This is a genomic window from Mesoterricola silvestris, assembly GCF_030295405.1.
GTDB classification, from domain to species: Bacteria; Acidobacteriota; Holophagae; order Holophagales; family Holophagaceae; genus Mesoterricola; species Mesoterricola silvestris.
The window spans coordinates 841,955-862,161 of sequence record NZ_AP027080.1 but is presented as its reverse complement, the minus strand read 5'-3'; the positions used below and the strand labels follow the sequence as shown (position 1 = coordinate 862,161).

Annotated in this window: 23 protein-coding genes; 15 read left to right on the top strand and 8 right to left on the bottom strand. The window is 65.9% G+C overall.

Annotation, left to right across the window (positions count from 1 at the left end):
- The first annotated feature begins 3 nt into the window (after positions 1-3).
- Both R2J76_RS03650 and R2J76_RS03645 read left to right on the top strand, forming a co-directional pair.
- Positions 4-1,221 (top strand): hypothetical protein, encoded by a 1,218-nt coding sequence (locus R2J76_RS03650; protein ID WP_316414429.1) that lies wholly within the window; start codon positions 4-6, stop codon positions 1,219-1,221.
- Between the two features lie 72 nt (positions 1,222-1,293).
- Positions 1,294-2,262: a hypothetical protein gene (locus R2J76_RS03645; protein ID WP_316414428.1), complete on the top strand. Its 969-nt coding sequence runs from the start codon at positions 1,294-1,296 to the stop codon at positions 2,260-2,262.
- Between the two features lie 470 nt (positions 2,263-2,732).
- On the opposite strand, the gene R2J76_RS03640 is transcribed toward R2J76_RS03645, so the two are convergent.
- The gene (locus R2J76_RS03640) at positions 2,733-3,431 is read right to left on the bottom strand and encodes a nitroreductase family protein (RefSeq protein WP_316414427.1); all 699 of its coding nucleotides are present in this window, start codon (positions 3,429-3,431) and stop codon (positions 2,733-2,735) included.
- Positions 3,432-3,477: 46 nt separating this feature from the next.
- Positions 3,478-4,017, bottom strand: a complete 540-nt coding sequence (locus R2J76_RS03635; RefSeq protein WP_316414426.1) for a TetR/AcrR family transcriptional regulator — start codon at positions 4,015-4,017, stop codon at positions 3,478-3,480.
- A 232-nt stretch (positions 4,018-4,249) separates the two neighbouring features.
- Between R2J76_RS03635 and R2J76_RS03630 the strand changes: the two genes are divergently transcribed.
- The 6 genes from R2J76_RS03630 (at position 4,250) to R2J76_RS03605 (ending at position 9,190) form a co-directional block, all read left to right on the top strand.
- A complete protein-coding gene (locus R2J76_RS03630) occupies positions 4,250-4,753 on the top strand; it encodes a hypothetical protein (RefSeq protein ID WP_316414425.1) in 504 nt (167 codons plus the stop codon).
- Positions 4,754-4,874: 121 nt separating this feature from the next.
- The gene (locus R2J76_RS03625) at positions 4,875-5,300 is read left to right on the top strand and encodes a hypothetical protein (protein WP_316414424.1); all 426 of its coding nucleotides are present in this window, start codon (positions 4,875-4,877) and stop codon (positions 5,298-5,300) included.
- Between the two features lie 20 nt (positions 5,301-5,320).
- On the top strand, positions 5,321-7,072 hold the full coding sequence (locus tag R2J76_RS03620) for a DUF4382 domain-containing protein (protein ID WP_316414423.1): 1,752 nt from the start codon (positions 5,321-5,323) through the stop codon (positions 7,070-7,072).
- Positions 7,072-7,368 (top strand): hypothetical protein, encoded by a 297-nt coding sequence (locus R2J76_RS03615; protein WP_316414422.1) that lies wholly within the window; start codon positions 7,072-7,074, stop codon positions 7,366-7,368. The genes R2J76_RS03620 and R2J76_RS03615 overlap by 1 nt, the downstream gene beginning before the upstream one ends.
- Before the next feature lie 11 nt (positions 7,369-7,379).
- Complete coding sequence (locus R2J76_RS03610) at positions 7,380-8,468, top strand: sensor histidine kinase (RefSeq protein WP_316414421.1); 1,089 nt, start codon at positions 7,380-7,382, stop codon at positions 8,466-8,468.
- Positions 8,465-9,190, top strand: coding sequence for a LytR/AlgR family response regulator transcription factor (locus R2J76_RS03605; RefSeq protein WP_316414420.1), 726 nt, complete (start codon positions 8,465-8,467; stop codon positions 9,188-9,190). Before R2J76_RS03610 ends, R2J76_RS03605 begins: the two co-directional genes overlap by 4 nt.
- Here R2J76_RS03605 and R2J76_RS03600 read toward each other — a convergent pair.
- From R2J76_RS03600 to R2J76_RS03585, 4 genes are read right to left on the bottom strand one after another with little or no spacing between them, the layout of a single operon-like run.
- The gene (locus tag R2J76_RS03600) at positions 9,159-9,839 is read right to left on the bottom strand and encodes an ABC transporter ATP-binding protein (protein WP_316415881.1); all 681 of its coding nucleotides are present in this window, start codon (positions 9,837-9,839) and stop codon (positions 9,159-9,161) included. The two genes, R2J76_RS03605 and R2J76_RS03600, sit on opposite strands and share 32 nt — an antisense overlap.
- 5 nt (positions 9,840-9,844) lie before the next feature.
- Entirely contained in the window at positions 9,845-10,984 is a 1,140-nt protein-coding gene (locus R2J76_RS03595; RefSeq protein ID WP_316414419.1) for an ABC transporter permease, read from the bottom strand.
- Positions 10,981-12,111, bottom strand: coding sequence for an efflux RND transporter periplasmic adaptor subunit (locus R2J76_RS03590; protein ID WP_316414418.1), 1,131 nt, complete (start codon positions 12,109-12,111; stop codon positions 10,981-10,983). Before R2J76_RS03590 ends, R2J76_RS03595 begins: the two co-directional genes overlap by 4 nt.
- Positions 12,108-12,365, bottom strand: coding sequence for an EF-hand domain-containing protein (locus tag R2J76_RS03585; protein WP_316414417.1), 258 nt, complete (start codon positions 12,363-12,365; stop codon positions 12,108-12,110). The genes R2J76_RS03590 and R2J76_RS03585 overlap by 4 nt, the downstream gene beginning before the upstream one ends.
- Before the next feature lie 480 nt (positions 12,366-12,845).
- Here R2J76_RS03585 and R2J76_RS03580 point away from each other — a divergent pair, with 480 nt between their 5' ends.
- The 3 genes from R2J76_RS03580 to R2J76_RS03570 all read left to right on the top strand — a co-directional run bounded on the left by R2J76_RS03580 (position 12,846) and on the right by R2J76_RS03570 (position 14,935).
- Positions 12,846-13,322 (top strand): hypothetical protein, encoded by a 477-nt coding sequence (locus R2J76_RS03580; protein WP_316414416.1) that lies wholly within the window; start codon positions 12,846-12,848, stop codon positions 13,320-13,322.
- A 128-nt stretch (positions 13,323-13,450) separates the two neighbouring features.
- Positions 13,451-14,425 (top strand): hypothetical protein, encoded by a 975-nt coding sequence (locus tag R2J76_RS03575; protein WP_316414415.1) that lies wholly within the window; start codon positions 13,451-13,453, stop codon positions 14,423-14,425.
- Positions 14,426-14,674: 249 nt separating this feature from the next.
- Positions 14,675-14,935: a hypothetical protein gene (locus R2J76_RS03570; protein WP_316414414.1), complete on the top strand. Its 261-nt coding sequence runs from the start codon at positions 14,675-14,677 to the stop codon at positions 14,933-14,935.
- 369 nt (positions 14,936-15,304) lie between these two features.
- On the opposite strand, the gene R2J76_RS03565 is transcribed toward R2J76_RS03570, so the two are convergent.
- Both R2J76_RS03565 and R2J76_RS03560 read right to left on the bottom strand, forming a co-directional pair.
- Entirely contained in the window at positions 15,305-15,463 is a 159-nt protein-coding gene (locus tag R2J76_RS03565; RefSeq protein WP_316414413.1) for a hypothetical protein, read from the bottom strand.
- Positions 15,464-15,475: 12 nt separating this feature from the next.
- Positions 15,476-15,961: a porin family protein gene (locus R2J76_RS03560; RefSeq protein WP_394366780.1), complete on the bottom strand. Its 486-nt coding sequence runs from the start codon at positions 15,959-15,961 to the stop codon at positions 15,476-15,478.
- Between the two features lie 181 nt (positions 15,962-16,142).
- Between R2J76_RS03560 and R2J76_RS03555 the strand changes: the two genes are divergently transcribed.
- The 4 genes from R2J76_RS03555 (at position 16,143) to R2J76_RS03540 (ending at position 20,097) form a co-directional block, all read left to right on the top strand.
- Positions 16,143-16,541, top strand: coding sequence for a hypothetical protein (locus R2J76_RS03555; RefSeq protein ID WP_316414411.1), 399 nt, complete (start codon positions 16,143-16,145; stop codon positions 16,539-16,541).
- 312 nt (positions 16,542-16,853) lie between these two features.
- Complete coding sequence (locus R2J76_RS03550) at positions 16,854-18,092, top strand: site-specific integrase (RefSeq protein ID WP_316414410.1); 1,239 nt, start codon at positions 16,854-16,856, stop codon at positions 18,090-18,092.
- On the top strand, positions 18,089-19,084 hold the full coding sequence (locus tag R2J76_RS03545; RefSeq protein WP_316414409.1) for a tyrosine-type recombinase/integrase: 996 nt from the start codon (positions 18,089-18,091) through the stop codon (positions 19,082-19,084). The genes R2J76_RS03550 and R2J76_RS03545 overlap by 4 nt, the downstream gene beginning before the upstream one ends.
- A complete protein-coding gene (locus R2J76_RS03540) occupies positions 19,081-20,097 on the top strand; it encodes a site-specific integrase (protein WP_316414408.1) in 1,017 nt (338 codons plus the stop codon). Before R2J76_RS03545 ends, R2J76_RS03540 begins: the two co-directional genes overlap by 4 nt.
- Positions 20,098-20,207 lie beyond the last annotated feature (110 nt).

The following is a 20,207-nucleotide window of genomic DNA, read 5'->3' as shown; positions in this document are numbered from 1 at the left end:
CCCATGATCCCGCTGCGCGCCATCTCAATTTCGCTTGTCCTTGTCGGCATGTTGGGCGGAGCGCCGCCACGCGCCAAAGCGGCGAAGGGGGATGTCAAGTTACCCGCCACCACCCATGCCGACCAGGGGATCACACCGCGGGCACTTTTGTACATTCGGGATTTGACTGGAACCCAGAAGGTCCAACTCCGGGAAGCGACGTTCACCCGCATCCCACCCGTCCCCAAGGACTGGCGCGAACGCCTTAAGCATCCCTTCCCCGACAGCCCTCCCAGCATGTGGATCGAGGGCGGCAAGGAGATCAACGTCTACAGGGTCACCTCCAAAAGTGTGCTTGACCAGCGCTCGGTGGTGGAGTCCCCCATCCTGTTGATCCGCGCTACCAAGGCCGGCCCCCAGATGTCCATCGACCGTGGCCAAAAGTGGGTAGACGGAGAAAAGGCGGACACCCGATGGAGGTTTGCCTTCGATTCGGCACTGTATACCCTGGACCGAGTAGACGAGACGTTCATCGCCCGATCCTTCAAAGCATGGGGTTTCGAGCGGGGGCCGGCGGTCAAATTTCCCCGGACCACCCTCGGTCCCCAGATCACCGCGGACTTCCCGGTAATGCAGTCCATGGTGGCTTGTGTCGCCTACGGAACGAATGAAATCAATGGCACCCTGAAATTCCCGGGGACGGAGTGGGTGGTTCCCTTCAGGGGCGTCAAATGGGGCGATGCGTGGATTGGCCTTACCCTGGAGCCGCGGCCCTTCATGGGGAGTATGGCGATCCAACCCTTCGAGCGCGCCCGAACCCGAGGTTACTATGGAGAACTCCAGACGGGCCCGTTGTGGTTGGTGTTCACCCCGAACTCCATCCTGGTTGGTAAGGCGAGAAATCTTGACCTGGCCCACATGGACCGGATCTTGGACGGGTTCATCGGGGCGAGCGAGTTCGACTTTGGCGGCGCACGGGAACTGCCGAGCCTCGCGGATGCGTACCGCGATCACCAAGCCAAGGGCCTGTGGCTGCGGTCTGACGAACCGGACTCCTTCAGTTGGGCCGCAGACAAGGCGTTCGTGGAGGCCGGCCTCACCCTGAACCTGTACCCGCCGATCAAGAGCATCGCCTTCAACGGCGCGGAGGAAAAGGCCGCCATCGAGCAGTTGGCCCGGTGGGCCCAGCGCATCAAATCCCTGGGCGGTAAGGTGGCCACCACGCCCGTTCCAGCCTGGTGAAGGGGTTCTCCGCGCCACCTAATTACCCGTGACCCCGGTCTCCCATTCTCTAAGACCACCCAGGAGTTGGCCATGTTTTCCCGCCTTTCCGCATCCACCCTCGCGCTTTCTATGCTGGTCGTCGGTTCGCCCGCAACGGCCACCCCAGCGAGCTTCGCCGAAACGACGGACTTCTCGAAAGAGCCGAAGGGCCTATTGAACGTGAAGTTCAACCTCCACGCGAAAATGCAGCCCACCCCAAAAGGAACCGCCTGTGATTGGGTCTTTCTGGACCCAGCTTTCGACTTGGCGGGCCTCAAACAGGCAGGCTTGACTCTGACGGTGGCGGAGTTCGCCGCCCATGAGGGCATGTCGAACGACATCGCCGGCCTGACCCAGAACCCCGTCGTGGATACCTTCCGAAGGGCCCTGGGCACCATGGGGATCCGAACCAGAATGCCCGCAGGCGGGGTGGTGGCACAGGATGGCACACCCATGGCTCAATTGGCCGCGCTCAGTCGAGGTGGGGGGGCGCCCAGCCAGGCTCCAACTCGGCAATTCGGGATGGCCATGCTGCTCAAGGCCAATCCGGCCGCCCTGGACCAGATGGTCAATCAAAGGCTCACTGCGGACGCGGCGGGGAACCAGGCCGATAAGGATCGGTACGAAGCCGACAAGGCCAAGCTGAGCCTGGAGGAGGCCGCGCAGCAGGCCCAAACCCGCCAGGAAGCCCGAAAGGCAGCGATCCGGGCGGAGTTGCTTGGAGAGGCCCCAGCGCCCGCTCCGACCAAGCCAGTGGCCCCCGTCGCGGAGGTGCCCCCAGACCAGCGCCCAGGCTACCAACTGATCATCTACGTTCTGGCGGACAAGGGCACCCATGGGGCGCTTGTGCTTACGGGGCTCAACAACAATTCCACCACCACTGAATTCCTCCTCCGGGATGGCCACCCTGTCTTGGCTGGAAGGCACCGAGCGCTCAAGGTCACCCTAATCGGGTCCGGGAATGCATCCGGCGCCAAGTGCGGCGACGCCCTCGCCACCGCATTCCTGGCCCAACCTTGAACCCATGCCCCCACCCTTTCGATGATGGTCAGGTCGCTGCTTTGAGGGTGGAGCAGGCAGGGACCCGACGACTTGACTGAAACGATGGCTGCGTGCATCCCCGGGCAAGGATTCCAAAGTGCGTGCACCGTGAACGCAGCGGTTTCAAACCGCAATGTTTAATCCGCTACCCCGGTGGAATACGGAGTGGCCTGGGGGCAGAAGTACAAGACTTGCAAATCTTTCAAGGGTTGCTCACCCAACGAGGCGGCACGAATTGCATTCATGACGGACTACACCGGTTGACACGACAGGGATAAACCGACAATTTCGGTGCACTACAAAAGCGGTCCAAAGTCCCGCCTACCTTGCTGAATTGAAAAGTCCAGGAACGTCCTGCTTGCGGTCAGGTCCCGCAATCGGGGGCCCGTGAACGGCAGGTTGGCGATCAGCTTGGTTAGCCTGGTAAGGCGGAACAGCATCGGCCCCCGTCAGATGGTCTGAACTGTCCAGTCCCGGGGCAGCAGAGCGCGCTCGAAGCGGATCCCGTCCGGAGCGCGCTTTCCCACTGCCAGGAACATGCAGACCTCCTCCTCGCCCTTCAATCCCAACAACTTCGCAGCGCGGCGGTTGTCGAAGCCTTCCATGGGGCAGGAATCGAAGCCTTCGGCGCGCAGGGCCAGCATGAAGGTGGCGGCGGCCAGGGCGGTGGTCTTCTGGGCGCCGACCCTGACGCCGGTGCGGGTCAGGAGCGTCGGGAACGGCCGGAAGAAGCTTGTCAGCCATGTCGCGGCGGGCTTCCACCACCCCAGCAGGTTTAGGGGGCCGTGAAGGTAGACCAACGGGATCAGGCGGTTGTAGTAGGTGTCCAGCCCCTTACGGAGGTCCCCGCGGGCCGCGAGGATCCGCACAACCTCGTCGCGGTTCCGGCGCCAGGAGTCCGGGGCGCACACCAGCGCCACCAGGAGCGGGGCGGAGGCCGCGGGGGCCTGCCCCAGGCACACCTTCACGGCCCCTGCCCTGGCCTCCGGGCTCTGCAGGAGGACGAAGCGCCAGGGCTGGAGGTTGCTGGTGCTGGGGGCCTTCAGGGCGGCATCCAGGCAGCGGTCCAGCACCTCCGCGGGAACGGGATCGGGCAGGAAGGCCCGGATGGATCTCCGGGAATCAACGGCATCGAAGAAATCGGTCAAGGCAGACCTCCGGCAGGGCGGTTTCGGCCCAGAACTGGGCGAGTTGCTACGGGAAAAGGGCGGCGTCCAGAAAGCCTTGGAGGCCGGCGACGACGCGGGGCAGGTCCGGGCCCGCCCTCAAGGTGGCCCAGGTCTTGGAGACCCCGTTGTAGATGAAGGTGGCGGCCACGGCGGGATCCAGCCCGGGGCGCGCCTTCCCCGCCTCCTGGGCAAGGCGGATACTCTCCTCCAGGATCCGGACGAATTGGAGGGAGCCAGGCGGGACTGGGCAGGCCTCGCCAGCCATCAGGTAGGAGAATTCCACGCGCAGCAAGGCCGTCTCCTGCGGATGGGAACCCATGACGGCCAGCGTGGTGCCCAGGTAGGCCCGCAGGCGGGCCTCGGGTTCCGCGCGGGAAGGGAGGCCCGCCTCCATGGCCTCGTTGAGACGCACCCAGGCCCGGGCGAAAACGGCCTCCAGCAGGGCCTCCTTGGAGGCGAAGTGCCGGTAGATGGTGCCTTCGGCCACTCCGGCCCCGCGGGCGACCTTCTGGGTCGTGGCTTCCCCCAGGCCGCTTCCGGCCAAAAGGTCGGCGGCAGCGTTCAAGAGGGATTCACGGGTATCGGAGGGGGACATAGAGACCTGCGTGTGAGTGCTCACTCACAGGCTAAGGCGCGCCGCTCCCTTGTCAAGAGAACCTGTGTTCTTGACCTGATCTCAAAGAGGGAAGTTCGACCCCCTGGAAAGTCAGTTCGACCCAGGGGGCCGCCAGTTCCGGCGATCCGCCGGCGCCGTCCTTCCTTCCGCCGTCTAATTCAGGCAGCGAAGGGAGATCACCATGAGCGAAAACCGGCCCCTGTTGGCCATTCCCGCCCTCATCACGGCCCTGGCCAATGCCCGCCAGGATCCCTCGGTCCTCTTCCTGGGGTCCCGGCTGGACCTCACACCGGACCAGGAGGCGGCGCTGCGCCGGATTCTCGAAGCCCGGAAGCCGCGCTTGGCGGCTCTGGCAAGCCGCCTCCGGGATTCCCACCGCCGCATGGTGGATGACTGCGTGAGCCTCCAGTCCTCACCCGGCACCCTGCTGGCAGCCAAAGGGTATGTCCAGGAACTCACCGACCGCCTGATGCGGGAAGTCGACGGAGCCAGCCGGGAGATCGAGACCATCCTGGACCCCGCCCAGCTCGCCCGGACCGCCCAGTACCGGGAGGACGCCTCGGCGCGCCTCGAAGGCATCCGCACCTACCTCTCCGCCCTGTGGCCCCAGGCCCAGACCTCCCCCGTCCACGGCTGGGCCATGGCCGGGACCTTTCCCCCATCCACCCAAGGAGCCGGCCAATGACCCGCGCCCTCGCCATCTTCGCTGCCCTCGCCCTTATCGCCGTGCCCACCTTCGCCCAGTCCCGGGCCGGGTCCCCTACGGACCCCGCGGGCCTGGCCACCTCCCACTGAAGGAGCCCATCATGGCCACCCTCCTGCCATCCCTCCTGGCCGTCCCGGCCCTGGTCCTCTCCCTCCCCGTGGTGTCCCGCACCGACGCCACGGCCTTCCTCGCCCGCCGCCTGGATCTCACCGCCGACCAGGAACAGGCCGTGCGACTCATCCTGGATAAACACCGCCCGGCCCTGCTGGCCAAGGCCAACGCCCTCCACGATGCGCGCCGGCGGATGGTGACGGCGTGCCTGGACCCCGGCACCTCCACCCAGGACATCCTCGGCCTCCAGGAGGCCACCGCCACCGCCGGGACCCAAGTGCTCCTGGAGATCCACCAGGTGGTCGGCGAGCTCGATCCCGTCCTCACCCCCGCCCAGAGAACCAAGGCCCTGGGCTTCATCAGCGAGGCCCAGACCCGGTTCGACGGCCTCCGAAACTACTTCCTGGGCCAGTAGCCCCCATCCAAGGAGCCCCCATGCGAACCCCGATCCTCCTGCTGGCCATCTGCGGCCCGCTTCTCCTCGCCACGGCCTGCGGCGGCAACACCGCCTCCACGACCGCGCCTCCTCCGGCAGCCACCACTGGTTCGGTCAGCCTTCTGGTCACCGACGCCCCGGTGGATAGCTGGTCCCAGATTGGCGTCATTGTGCGAAAGGCCACCCTGGTGCCCGTAGGCGCCACCGTGGCCGGCGGCGCCGTCCTCTACGACGGCGCCACCGCGGGCCAGACCCTCAATCTGGTGGACCTGGACGGCGTCTCCGAGCTGCTCAACAGCGCCCAGATCCCCCCGGGCACCTACGACCGGCTCGTGGTGGAAGTGGACGGAAGCCCCTCCAACATCACCCTCGTCCCCGCCGGATCCACCACCGCCATTCCCGCCAGCCAGATCGCGGTGCGGGGCGTGGACCCCGCCACCGGCAACGCAGTCGTGTCCGTCCTCCTCAGCACGCCGGTCACCGTGGTGGCGGGCCAGGCCACTTCCGTGCAGGCCGACTTCAACCTGGCACACCCGCAGTTCATCGTGGCCCACGGCCTGGGCGGAAACACGGTCTATAACGTCGAGTTCCAGATCCGGCAGATGCTGGAAAACGGGGTCAGGACCCTGGTCCAGGCGGGCATCCGCCCGGTACGTGGCACCGTGGCCTCCGTGGCCGCAGACGCCAAATCGCTGCAGTTCAAGACCGTCTACGGCTATACCCGCGGGCTGCTGCTGGACGCCACCACCCCCGCGGTGTTCTACGATCTGGACACCCTGCCTGTGACGGCCGTGTCCTCCCTCACGGTACCCGCGGCCCTGACGGCCCCGAAGGCCCTGCTTGCCACTGCCCGAATCAACGGCGACGGCACCCTCACCGCGGTGAGGATCGCGTACTCCGCCGATGCCAGCAAACTGATCACCTGGACCCCCGCGGGCCACGTGACGAACGTCGACACCGCCAACGCCCGGTTCACGATCCTCAGGGCCACCGGGATCCCGGCCGTCTTCGGGGTGGACGCCGCCACGCAGTTCTACTACCAGGCCGGCGCCACCCCCATCGGCACGGGCCCCGCGTTCCTGGCAAACCTCGCCAAGGGCTTCAAACTCCAGGTCACCGCGGTCAACCCCAATACGGCCCCGATGGTGGCCGCCACCGTCACCATCGAACGGGGCACCTACGAGGGCGACGTCACCGCCGCCTCCGCCACCGGGTTCACGGTGAGCAAGGTCATCACCACGACCCCTGAGGTCCACACCCTGGGCTTCGGAACAGCCTTCTCCTGGTGGAACGCCCTTCACCCCGACGCCGCCTCCACCGACGTCAATGCCTTCATCGCCCAGGCCATGCCCGCGTCAGGACCCCGCTCCCAGGTTGTGAGCAGCCTGGACTGGACGAACGGCGCCTGGGTCTCCCGCGACGCCGTCTTCATCCCCGCGGCGCTGTCCTCCTCCCTCCAATCCATCACCACCCCGTACGCCTCCGGCCAGATGGTGGTGAGCTACACGCCCCAGGGAGCCGCGGCCCCTGTTCCGCTGACGGTGAACCTGGGCAGCCTCACCAACGGCGGCCTGCAGACCCTGACCGTGGTTACCGAATACAAGAAGATCGGCAGCGTCGTGACCGTGACCCCCATCGTTCTGGATACCCAGTGGGCCTCCCACCTCACGGCCGGGGCCAAGGTCGCCGTCTTCGGACTGCCCAAGGGCGATGGCACGCTGAACGCCTACTGGGTCAACCTGTTCGACTGATGGCAACCACGGACGCGCTCCCCATCCTCCGGGTCGACGACCGCGAGCCCTTCCGGGCCGTGGTGATCGTCGAGGATGCCCTCCTGGGCCGGAACTATGCCGGCACGATCCGTCTCGAGGAATTCGAGCGGATCGAGGGGTGCATCCGCAACGGCTTCATGAACCTGGATTTCCCGCCCCTCGCCTGGGTGGAGTGCCGGCGCGGGACGGCCGTGCCCGTTCGCCATGGGCTCCTCGTCTCGATCCTCGTTTCCCGCATGCGCGCCCGCGCCTCGGGCTCTCCGGAGGGGCTATAATCACCCTCCCTATGCAATTCCGCCAGGTTCGTCAACGACTGCAAGGACGGCTGCGCCTCTCCCGGTGGGGGGCGCTGTTCGTCTTCGCCTTCCTGGTGCTCTTCGAACGGATCCTCTTCTGGAGGGCCGTCACCCCCTCCGGAACCATGATCACCTTCATCGGAACCCTCATGATGGGCTGCCTCCTCCTGGGGCCCATGCCCTGGCAGTGGACGGGCTCCGGGGAGCGGCACCTGGGCCTGGTGCGGGGCTCGGCCCAGGCCATCGTCTGGAACGCGCTGTGGATGGCGACCATCACGGGGCTCTTCCTGGTCCCCGAGTTCCTCCTGGGGCGCGATCCCGCCTACCCGGCCCGGCTTCTGGCCACCTCCCGCCTCCTGGGCATCCACCCCCTGGTGCTGGTGGACGCCGCGGGCCTGCCCCTGATCTTCCTGGTCGGGTGGTTCATGGCCGAGCGGGAAGCGGCGGAGGACGAGAAGCGGGAGGCCGCGGAACGCCAGCGCCTCCTCGGGGAGGCCCTGAAGGAGACGGAAGCTCGCGTGCTGCAAGCCGAACTGGACCCTCACGTGCTGTACAACGCCCTGGGCGGGCTGGCTGAGCTGGTGCGCAAGGACCCCGTCGCCACCGAGCGGGCCCTCCTGGACTTCTCCAGCTACTACCGCATGGTCACCGCCTGCGCCAGGCGCCGCACCATCCCCCTGTCCGAGGAGCGTCGGCTCCTGGAGCTCTTCCTGGCCATCGAGCAGGTGCGGTTCGGCGACCGGCTCCAGGTGCGCTGGCTCTGGCCCGAAGGGTGCGAGGCCTACCGCATCCCGCCCCTCCTGCTCCAGCCCGTGGTGGAGAACGCCATCAAGCACGGGGTCGCCCCCTCCGATGAGGGGGGGGAGGTGCGCCTGGATCTGGCGCGCAAGGGGGACCGGTTGATCATCGGCGTCGAGAACGAAGGCTTTCCACTGGCCGAAACCTGGTCCCCCGGGGTGGGCCTGTCCAACCTGAGGAAACGGCTGGAGAACATGGACCCCCCCGGCTCCTTCCGCCTGTCCCGCGCCGGGGACTTCACGCGGGCCGAGCTGGACCTGCCCTGGGAGGGAGGCCGATGAACCCCATCCGCGTCGCCGTGGCCGAGGACGAGCTGCTCAACCAGGAGCGGTTGGTGAGGCTCCTGAAGGAGGCCGGCTGCGAGGTGGTGGGGGCCTTCCGCAGCGGCACCACCCTCCAGGCCTGGCTGGCGGAGGCCCCCGCCGTGGACGCCCTCTTCCTGGACATCCGCATGCCCGGGGTCACGGGCCTGGAGCTGCTCAAGCAGCACGGGCGGAACCTGCCGGTGGTGCTGGTGACCGCCTTCCCCGGCCACGCCCTGGAGGCCTTCGACGGCTCGGCCGTGGACTACCTGCTGAAGCCCGTATCCGAGGAACGCCTGGCCCAGGCCCTTGGCCGACTGGCCGCGTTCCTGGGCCAGGAGGCCCGTCCGGCCCAGGCCGCTCCCTTGAAGCGCATCCCCGTGAAGGCGGGCGAAGGGACCCTCTTCCTGGAGCTGAACAAGCTCTCCCATTTCGTCGTGGATGACAACCAGGTGTTCGCCGTGCCCCCGACCGGGGAGCGCATGCCGACCCTGTGGAAGGCCCTCGTGGAGGTGGAGACCCTGTTCCCGGGCCTGCTGAGGATCCACCGGCACCTGCTGGTGCGCAAGGACGCGATCCTGGGCTTCCGGTCGCTGGAAGATGGCCGGCTTCTGCTTCGCCTGCAAGGTGGAATCGAGCTGGAAAGCAGTCGCCCCGCCGCCCCCCGCATCAGGGCCGAACTGGGGCTGAAGCGGGAATGAGCTGTCCGTCCGACATCTCGAGCACCCGGTCCACCAGATCCAGGGAACGGTGGTCGTGGGTGACGCAGATGATCGCGGTGCCCAGCTCCGAGGCAACGCGCTTGAACTGCTCGAAGACCCGGCGCCCCCGGGCGCTGTCCAGGGCGGCGGTGGGCTCGTCCGCGAGGATGAGGGCCGGCCGGTTGGCAAGGGCGCGGGCGATGGCGATGCGCTGCTGCTCCCCGCCGGAGAGCTGGCTGGGGTAGTTCCCGGCCCGTGCGGCCACGCCCAGGTAGTCCAGCAGCTCCAGGGAGCGGACCCGCGCCTGGGCCCGGGAGACGTCGTTGATCCGCATCCCGAGACAGACGTTTTCCTCCGCGGTGAGGAAGGGGATCAGGTTGGGCTTCTGGAAGACGAAGCCGATGGTGTTGCGGCGGAAGTCCCGGGCCTTGTCCCCGCCTTCGGCGCGCCGCCCCGCGATCCACACTTCCCCCCGGGTGGGCGCGTCCAGGAGGCCCGCCATGAGGAGGAGGGTGGTCTTGCCGCAGCCGCTGGGCCCCAGGAGCGCCACAAACTCTCCCCGGAGGATGCGCAGGTCCACGCCGTCCACGGCCCTCACCGCGTTCTCTCCGGTTCCGTACACCCGGGTCACGCCCCGCAGTTCCAGCATGGCGGTCACGACAGCACCTCCTGGGCCCGCACGCCCATGGCCTTCAGGATGCCCAGGGCGCTCCCGGCACCGCAGATAAGGAGCACCACGAGGGCGAACAAGAGCGTGTCGGCCGGGAGCTGCACCAGACGCCGGGGGAACAGGGGGTTCAGCAGCCTGCCCGCACCCAGGGCCAGCAGGAAGGCCAGCCCGCCCATGAGCAGCGACTGCTGGACGATCATGTTGATGATCACCGAGTTCCGCGCGCCGATGAGCTTGAGCAGGGCTATTTCATGGGTCTTCTCCATGGTCATGGTGTAGATGGTCACAGAGACCACAACGCCGCTGACGATGAGCAGGGTGACCAGGAACATGAGGATCTGCGTCCTCAGCTTGTCCAGGCGCCCCAGCAGCATGGCGTCTCGCTCCTGGGCCCGGGTGAGCACCGCCACGTCCCCCCACCGGGAAATCGCCGCCACGACCTCGCTTTCCCGGGCGCCCGGGTCCAGATTGACCATGACGGCGGCGATCTTCCCCTGCTTGGCGGAGCGCACGGGAAGGCCCGCGGCCCGCTCCAGGAGCACCGATTCGCTGGGGCGCCAGCTCTCCATCTCCAGCACGTCGTTCAGGGACGCCACCAGGATTGGGTTGCCGCTGGCGTCCACCAGCCCCCGCATGAGGCCCACGACCCGGCAGGTGGTCCGGCCCACCGTCACGGGATCCCCGAGGCGCAGGCCCATGGACGGATCCCCCAGCGCTTCCCCGGTGGACGCGGACAGGGATCGCCCGGCCACCAGGGGGAGCCACTCGCCCCGGTCCTCCGGGAAGTCCAGGCCCAGCAGGGAGCCCCGGATGGTGCTCCCGGCGACCTGGAAGCGCTTCTGCACCAGCTCGAACTGGCGGGCCTTCCCGACCCCTGGTACGCCCCGGGTCCGATCGGCCAGGGTGCGGTCCAGCACCGAGGCTTCGGCGAAGGGCCCCTCGGTGCCGGCCTGCACCACCCAAAGGTCCGCGCCGCTCTCCTCAATGACCTCCAGGGCGTCGTAGACGATCCCCCGGTAGAGCCCCGCCATGGACCGGGCGGCCATGAGCAGCAGTCCCACCCCCAGGGCCGTGAGGACGAACTTCAGGAAATTGGCGCGGATGTCCCTGATGGCCAGGTTCATGGCGCTGCCACCCGCATTCCCGGCCACAGGCCGCGGGGATCCAGCACCCGCGTGCCGGCCGGGAGCCGGGTGAGCACCTCCAGCCGGGTCCCGTCCGCGACTCCCACGGCCACCGCTTGGAATTCCGCCCGGGCGCCCTTGAGGATCCAAAGCCCCTTGCGCCCGCGGCGCACCGCGAGGAAGCCCGCCGGAATGGTCTGGGCCGAAGGAACGAGCTGGTCCGGAAGCTCCACCCGGGCCCGTTCGCCCATGGCCCAGGCCTCCGGGAGCGCGTCCAGGGCGACGTTGACGGTGAATTCCCGGGTATCCGGATCCACGGACCGGTTGACCCGCGCCACCAGTCCCGGCAGGGAGCGGTCCGGCGCGCTGTCGAAACGAACCTGGGCCGCCGCCCCCGGCCGGATCCGGCCGATGAGGCTCTCGTCGAAGCGGGCCACCACCACCAGGGAAGGCACGTTCACGAGGCTGAGGAGGGCGCTGCCGGGCGTGACCACATCCCCCGGGCTCTTCCAGCGGGCGGTGACCAGCCCGTCGAAGGGGGCCAGGATCGTCGCGTCCCGGAGACGGGAGCGGGCCGCCGCCAGGCCGGCGCCGGCCTGGCCCCGGGCGCTCACCGCCAGGGCCAGTGCGGCCCGGGCCTGGCCTGTGTCCTCCACCGCGGCGCGGGCCTGGGTGCGGGTGCCGTCCAGGTCGGCCTCGGACAGGATCCGGAGCCCGTCCACCTGGAGGCTCTCATGGCGCCGCAGGTCCCGGGCGGCCCGGTCCTGGAGGACTTCCGCCCGCTTGAGGGCCGCGGCGGCCACCCGCACCTGGTGTTCGGCGGCGTCGGATGCGGCTGCGGCCTCCCTTACCTGGTCCGCCAATTCCGTGCGGTCCAGGCACATGAGCACCTGCCCGGCCCGCACGCGGTCCCCCACATCCACCCTCAATTCCGCCACCCGCGTGCTGGCCTTGGCGCCCAGGTTCGCGCTCAGCAGCGCGTCAAGGGTACCGGGCGCCGAGCAGGTCGCGTGGATCGCCGACTGGACCACGGCCACCCAGGGCACCCGGGTGGGCACCAAGTAGATGCGGGCAGCCTTGGCCGCAGGCAGCACCAGGACGGCCAGAGCCAGCCAGGCCTTCCTCATCGGCCCTTCCCCAGGGTCTCGAGGATCTGCTGGAGGGTCACGAAACCCTTCCGGCCCGCGTCGATCTTGTCGAAGTTCTTGAAGACCCGCGGCATGCCAGCCTTGGCCTCCTCCCGCGTGAGCTTACCGTCATGGTCCAGATCCGCCTTCTGGAAGCGCTCGGTGAGGAGCTTGACGGCCTGGGGCGGCAGGTCCGCGGCCGGGGAAGGGCGTGCGGCGAGGACAAGGGAAAGGGCGAGGATGGCGGATCTCATGGGTACCTCCGGGCTGGGCATCGGCCTCTGCTGTTGTAGGTCAAATGCCGGCCGCCTGGAGCTGTCTGGACGGAACTGGGAGGAGGCTGGCCCCAATTGACAGGGGGAGGGGTCGAAAGGTTCCTGATGGTTCGAATCGGGGGCGGCGGGCGTGGGCGCCGTGCGGCATCACGTTGGAAACACCTGATTCCCAGCCGGTTGAGGAGGGGAAAATATCAGTTGAGCCCATATGAATGTGAGTTCGAGAGGGCGTTCCATCCCCTTCCCCGGGTTTTGCCCATCGTTTGGGAGGATGAACCGCTTCCTCGAGCCAGGGGAATCCGCCCTGGGACGGGGGTCAGGCAATGCCAGTCAGGAACTAGTCCTCCATACGCCAGCCGAAAAGTCCGCTCCCCAGATCCCCCATTCGGGAAGTCGGGTCATCTCGCCATCCACGCGGCAATTCGGCTTCCAACCCATTCCTCTCCAAGGAGAACGCCCATGCAATCCAACAGCAAGCACTACGCCCTTATCGCCCTCCTGGTCGCCGCTCTGGCACCGCTGCCCATGCTCGCCCAGCGCACCACGAGCCGGACCGCGACCGGCCCCAAAGGGAAGACGGCCAGCAGTTCCCGGACAGTCACACCGACGGGGTCGGGGCGCACCGTGAGCTCCACTGCCACCGGACCGGAAGGGCAGACCGCCAGCAAGAGCAGGACCTCCACGGTCGATGCCAATGGCCGGACCGTGTCCGGCACGGCGACCGGTCCCGAAGGGAACACCGCGACCCGGAACAAGACCGTGACCAAGGACGCCAACGGGCGCACCGTGTCCAGCACGGCGACCGGACCCGAGGGGAACACCGCGAGCCGGAACAAGACCGTGACCAAGGACGCCAGTGGCCGCACCGTTTCCAACACCGCCACGGGACCCGAAGGGAACACCGCGACCCGTTCCCGGAAGACCACGCCCCAGTAGGCCTCTGCTCTGCCCCAGGAACGGCGGATCAGGACCTTTCGCCAACCAGGTGCCGGAAATACCCAGGGCGCTTTCGCCCTGGGTATTTCCTGGCATGGAGCCCCCGACAAACGTGGACCAGGTGACCCATGAAGCGATTCCTTTCCGGTATGGCCTCCCTGACGGCCTTCGCACTCCCGGCGGCCGATCCCGATGCGGCCCCGCCGCCCGCTCCCGATCTCACGCTCAGGCTCGGCGGGCAGGCCGACAACGCCCATGGCAGCGATTTCCAGGGCAGGTTCGACTGGAACGCGACCAAGGCTCTCAATCTGTTCCTTGGTGGTGACAGGTTCAACCTGCCCTCCACCCCGGCGGCCCCGAGCCCCGACGGGAGCGCGACCCTCACGACCACGGCCAGCCTCGGCGGCGGGTATGCCTTCGGCCTGTTCTGCCTCGGCCTCCATTACACCCAGGTCGACATGTCCAAGCTGTTGACGTCCAGGCGCTATTTCCTCCAGCCCGCCCTGGACGGGGGCACCTGGCGGCTGGGCCTGGAATTCTCCAGGCGGACCACGGATTTCGATCCCGTCCAATTCAGGAGCCAGGCGATCAAATCGCCCACCGGGCCTACCTACGTCACAGGCTATGCCGACATGAACCTGAGCGACACCGGGGTGGGGATCGATGCGGAAGTCAGGACCTCCGTGTGGCGATTATATGGCTCGTACGTTCGCAACAGCTATGGGTCCTACGAGGGGACCACCAATGTCAGCCAGATCGGCAACGTGAATTCGGATGTCTTCAACGCCCTGTCGGGCAGGCTCGTCAAGCAGCTCGAGAGGCTATCGGCCTCCACCTTGAGCCGCAACGCGGCCCTCCTCGATTCGAGCCTGAAGGTCGGCGCTGAAGCCAGCCTTCGCCTATCAAGGTGGGGCCTTGAGATCGGCCACGACGTGGACCACACCACGGGCCAAGCCTCGAACGTCTGCACCGGGATCGCCGCCTGGAAGGTCACCCCCGGATTCACCCTCGAGATCCAGGCAGGAGCCACGCGCTCGGACGCCTTTGGCACCACCAGCTTCGCAGGTCTTTACCTTATTTTCCGCACGCAACCAATTTCCTAGTGCAAGCCGCCAGACGCGTAATCGCCGGAGTTGCCACCGTGTGAAGTTGTCGCGCATTCATTACCCTTTGTGGAAATCGGGGTGCGCCTGGGATGCTTTGGCCATGTTCTTCGGCCAGACGCAAGGTTGCTGCGGTTCGCGAGCCAGTTTTCACCTTTCATGGTGATCCCCTGTCGGGCAAACGTTGTCATTGGCGTGTGCGCCAGGGTCATCATTGGCTGTATGATGAGCCCCCACCGGGAGGGGATGATGGACGCATCCGAAAAGTCCCAGGCCGTAAATGGACTCAAGAGCCTTGGCATGTTGAAGGAGGAGGGGGAGATCCCCCGTAACCCAGATGCCGCTGTCACCCTGATCGAGAAGCTCGCCGAGGCGCTTCGACGGGCGGTGGCATCAGCACCCTCCTGCCCATACTGCGAGACCCCGACCTACCTCCGGCGACACCAGGAAGGGTGCGGCATCAATCGGGTGTTGGAGGATACGAAGACATGGCTGGGTAACCACGAGTAGGGGCTGAACAGAGACTCGCCAGACTCTGCGAAAGCGCTTCCAATTTCCTCAACGTGCGTATTTTAGGAAATCGTCGACGACCACTAACGTTGGAACATCCTCAGGCCAGGTCTGGTCGAATTTGAGGAGCCCAGCGGCCTTCGCTGGGGGGCTTCCATCAGTTTCTTGAGGGGTAGTTAACTTTCTGCAATGGCCAGGAGTTGGTAATGTAGGTCCTTGGGTGCCATGGGCGCGATCCAGAGGAGGAACATGGGCACCAACCACAAAGTGATCATCATTTGGATACCTTCTGCCCGGGTCCCTTCGGACTGATTTTCAACTCGTTGAGAGGCCTGCCATCCCTGGCCAGGTAGCAGTCGGGGCAGTTCTTCAGGCGAACGGGGGCTCCCGGTCGAACACGTAATACTGCTGACCGCGCACGGTCACATGGTGGTACAGGACATGGTTCGAGACCTGGCGGCCAGTCACCGGGCAATGGGCATTGGGGGAGGTCACGCCCAGGGCGGTCGCGAGGATGAGGTTAAGCATGGGATCTCCTTCCTAGAACTTGACCATCAAGGCCATGGTGATGCGGCTCTCCGTCTTCCGGAGGTCGGGGGACCAATCCTGGACGGTGGAACCAAGGGGGCCCTGATTCCCCCCTGGAGGGGTCAGCCCGCCGGGGCCGGTGAAGTAGGGCACACTGGCGCCCCGGCGGTTGAACTCCGCGCGCATGGTGATGAACTGGCTGGGCAAGTAATCGCAGGTGGCCGACCAGTCCCAGGCGTGGAATGGATCGCCAGCGTTCTGAGTGAAGTAGGGCGTGCCCGAGGCGGCGGTGGCGCCGTTGATGGGCGGCATGAGCACCAGGTACCGGCCCGGGTTGATGATCTCGCCGCCCCCCAGGGTGACCGCGTGGCGGTCGTTGACGAACCAGAAGCGGTTGTAGAGCATCCAGCCGGCGAAATACTGCTTGGGCTCGGAAGGGGTGCCCGAACGGCTCACGCCTCCCCCCTGCTCATCGCCCGGGTCGAAGGTGAAGGACATGGCCATCTTGTCCAGACCAGCCCCGGGGCGGTCGAAGTACTTGTACTCGATGCTATTGTCCGTATGCCGCCGGGTCCGCTTCTGGTTGCCCAGGATGTAGTTGTTGGGTGTGTTTCCGGCAGGCGTGCGTGACCGCGTAGCCTGACGGCCGGTAGCCTCGTGGGATATCGCTGGAGACCCCATGAAGAAGGCGCAGGAGGACCCCTCCCAGGAGCAACTGGATCAGTTGCGCCATCAGATCCAGGAATGGCGAAAGGCACGGAAGGGTCCCGGACCGATGCCCGAGGAACTCTGGTCCAGGGCGGTGGCACTGGCCAAGGCGTTCGGCGTATGCCCCATTGCCCGAGCCCTACCACTCGACTACACCGCCCTGCGCAAGCGGGTTGAGAAGCATTCCGAAACCGGCCTGGTGAAGCCCACCTTCGTCGAGTTGCCCGCGACCCTGGCGCCGGTGGCACCACTGCCAACGACTATCGAGATCTCGGCCCGGGATGGTGCGCGAATGGTTATCCACCTGGAGGCCGGGCGAGGCATGGAGACCGCCAGCATCGTGGCCGCCTTCCTGGGGAGCCGCGGTTGATCCAGATCACCCCCAAAATGCGGATTTTGGTGGCGGACTAACCCGTGGACTTCCGCCGCGGGATCGACGGCCTGGCCCAGGTCTGCCGGGAGGTCCTGGCCGCAGATCCTTTCTCCGGCACTGGTTTGTTTTCTGGGGCCGGTCGGGTACCTCCATCAAGCTTCTGACCTATGACTTATGTTGAGACTTCCGTAATGTGGAGTCCCTCCAGGGGAAGGGCGGTCATCCACAATGGTGACCGTAAATACTGCACATTAATGGGCCTAGCATCGGAGCCGTGCCAATGGTGGCACAGGCTCTTTGGAGGCTCCGATGCTTCTGGAAATGCTTCCTGTTGTTCGCCAGCGCGTCTCCCTTTCGTCCCTGCCGGTTCTGGGACCTTCCCTGGGCGATTACGTGGACTGGATGCTTGAGCGAGGTTATCCCCGTAGAACGGCCAGGGAATACTTGCGACAAATCTGCCGCCTGGAAGAACGTCTCCTTGCTCTGGGCGTGACCTCCGATCATCAACTCACTAGGGAGGCCCTCCTTTCCTGCCGCGAGCCTTGGCATCCAAGGGCGGATCCGAGGGATTTTCTCCCGACCCTGGTCAACAGCCTTGACCGGTATTTCCTTGCCCAGGGCCGGTTCCACCCTCCTGCGCCCGCCATACGTGAACTGAAGGCCCTGGCCTTCGGCGAATACCTCCGGAATGTCCGCGGATTCGCTCCCGTCACCATCCAGCGGTACGAATCGATCATCCAGGAGTTCCTGGTTTACATCAGTTTCGATGGCAGCCCCGAGCGTCTAAGGAACATCGACGGCAGCATGATCGAATCCTTTGTCAAATTCCGGGCGCGACGAGCAGCCCGAGCCCATCTCCAGAAAATCGCGGCCGCGATGCGCGGCTTCTTCAAATTCCTGGCCATGTCCGGAGACATCCTTCCGGGTTTGGAGGACCAGATCGTTTCCTCCCGAGTCTACCGAGGCGAACGGCTTCCACGGGCCCTTTCCTGGGAGTCCGTGCAGGCCTTCCTCAACGCCATCGACCGATCCACACCGATGGGAAAGCGCGATTACGCTATCTTTCTCCTGATGGCCACCTACGGCCTCCGGGCAGTGGAGGTGGGGACTCTGGCGCTGGAGAACATCGACTGGCGCCTGGAGCGGATTTCCTTGATCCAGACCAAAACTGGAAACGGCCTCACCCTGCCGCTGACTGACGAGGTTGGCGCCAGCCTCGTCGACTACCTCCGGCATGGGCGACCCCCCTGTCCTGTCAGAGAGGTCTTTCTCCGGGTAGTCGCACCCACGGGCCCCCTGGGACCTCAGGGCATCTCCTACACCTTCAGGAGCCGGGTGAAACGCTGTGGCCTTCCCATCCCCTTCAAGGGGCCTCACTGCCTGCGCCATTCCCTCGCCGTTCACCTGCTGCGGCAGGGTGGTTCTCTCAAGGAGATCGGGGATGTCCTCGGCCATAAGAATGCAGAGAGTACCTGTGTCTACATCCGCCTTGCCGTGGAGGACCTTCGGGAGGTCGCCCTTTCCCTGCCAACAGGGGTGCGGCCATGACCGGCGCAATCGGATTCATTTCCTGCCTCGGGCCCATCCTGGCGCAGTACGTGGAACTCAAACAATCCGTGGGCCTGAACTTCGATGCCGCAGGCCGAGTGCTCCTACACCTTGACCGGTTCCTTTCAGAAAAAGCCAATGGTCCTGAGGATTTCGACGCAAATAGGTTCGGGGCATGGTGTCGGACCTTCGAGCATGTGGGTACCGGGACCCGGCGGGCCCGGATGCGGATCATCTACCTTTTCTGCCTCTATCGACGACGGACGGAGCCCGGATGCTTTCTGCCCGACCCGGCGCTGTTCCCTCCATACTCCCGACACCCTCGCCCCTACATCTTTGATGAGCATGAAATTCCGCGCCTGCTGGATGCCACCCAGGAGCTGAAGCCTCATCCGATGAGCCCCCTCCGCCGGGAGGTCTATCGCCTTGCCCTCGTCCTCCTCTACACGAGCGGGCTTCGCAGGGGCGAGCTGCTCCGCCTAACGCTGGGCGACTACTTGCCCACAGAACAAACGTTGATGATCCGGGAATCCAAGTTCTACAAGTCGCGCATGATCCCGCTTTCAGTGGATGGAAGCCGGGAACTTGACGCGTATCTGACGGCTCGACGGAACCGCCACCTCCCCATGGATGCGGCCTCGCCGTTGCTCGTCCAGGGCCGGAGGGACGGGTATTCAGGGGGAGGCATCTACGATGGATTGCGGGGCCTATTCAAGGCCGCCGGCATCCACACCGAGACCGGCGGCACGCCGCGGGTCCATGATCTGCGACATACCTTCGCCGTCCACGCCCTCCTGCGCTGGTACCGGGAAGGTGCGGACCTCGGGGCCAAGCTTCCTTTCCTGTCCGCCTACATGGGCCATGTCTCACCCGTGTCCACGGAATACTACCTGCCATTCGTTGCTTCCCTGGCGGGTGCCGCGAGCGAGAAGTTCGCCGAACACTGCAAGCCCCTGCTCGAATCCTTCGAGGGACTCGGAGGGTCATTGTGAAGGAGGCCAAACCCAACCCCCTGGCCATGGCCCTGCGCGAGTTCTTTTCGGAGTTCCTTCCGAGGGCCCGTGGCCTCAGCCCCTGCACGCTCCTCAGCTACCGGGACAGCCTGTCCCTGCTGCTCAAGTTCCTGGCTGGCCATCTCGGACGTCCCGTCGCCGAACTGGGCCTGGAGGCCATCACCCCTGAGGTGGTCATGGCCTTCCTCGACCACCTGGAGGAGGGCCGCCACAACAAGGCCTCGACCCGGAATGTGCGTCTCGCGGCGATCCATGCCTTTGCCCGTCACGTCGCCACCTGCCGGCCCGAATGTCTGGAAGGGTGCCAGCGGATCCTGGCTGTTCCGTTCAAACGGGCTGGCGCCCGCGTGGTCGATTACCTGGAATTCGAGGAGATCCAGGCCATTCTGGCGGTCATCGATCAGTCAACTCTGGATGGCCGGCGGGATTTCGTTCTCCTGGCAACGATGTTCAACACCGGAGCCCGGGTCCAGGAAATACTCGATCTCCGACCCTGCGACCTCCAGTTGGAGAGGCCCTTCCAGGTTCGCCTGTTCGGTAAAGGGCGAAAGGAGCGTGCCTGCCCACTTTGGCCTCAGACAGCCCAACTGCTGAAAGCCTTCCTTGCCGCAATCGACATGGAACCCGGGTCCAGGGAGCGCTTGTTCCGCAATCACCGGGGAGGGCCCCTGACCCGATTCGGGGTCCGTTACCTCCTGGCCAAGCATTGCCACCAGGCCAGGGCCTGCGCTCCAACGCTGACGGGGAAGCTTCTCCATCCCCACTCCATGCGCCACAGCACCGCGGTCCACCTCCTCCAATCCGGAGTTGACCTACCGACCATCAGCCACTGGCTGGGGCATGCCAGCATCAATACGACCAACCGCTACGCCAAGGTGGACCTCGAGATGAAGCGGCGTGCGATAGCGAAGGCCAAGCCCCTCGCTATGGATGGGGCCGAAGCGACTTGGAGAACCGACAAGTCCATCCTGGAATGGCTGGAGTCCCTGTAAGCCAGTTCCGTAATGTGGAGAACCACGGCCTGTTGTCCGCACATTGAGGGGCTCCAAACCTGGGCCTCCACATTACGGAAGTCTCAACATAAATCGAATTATGTGGAGCT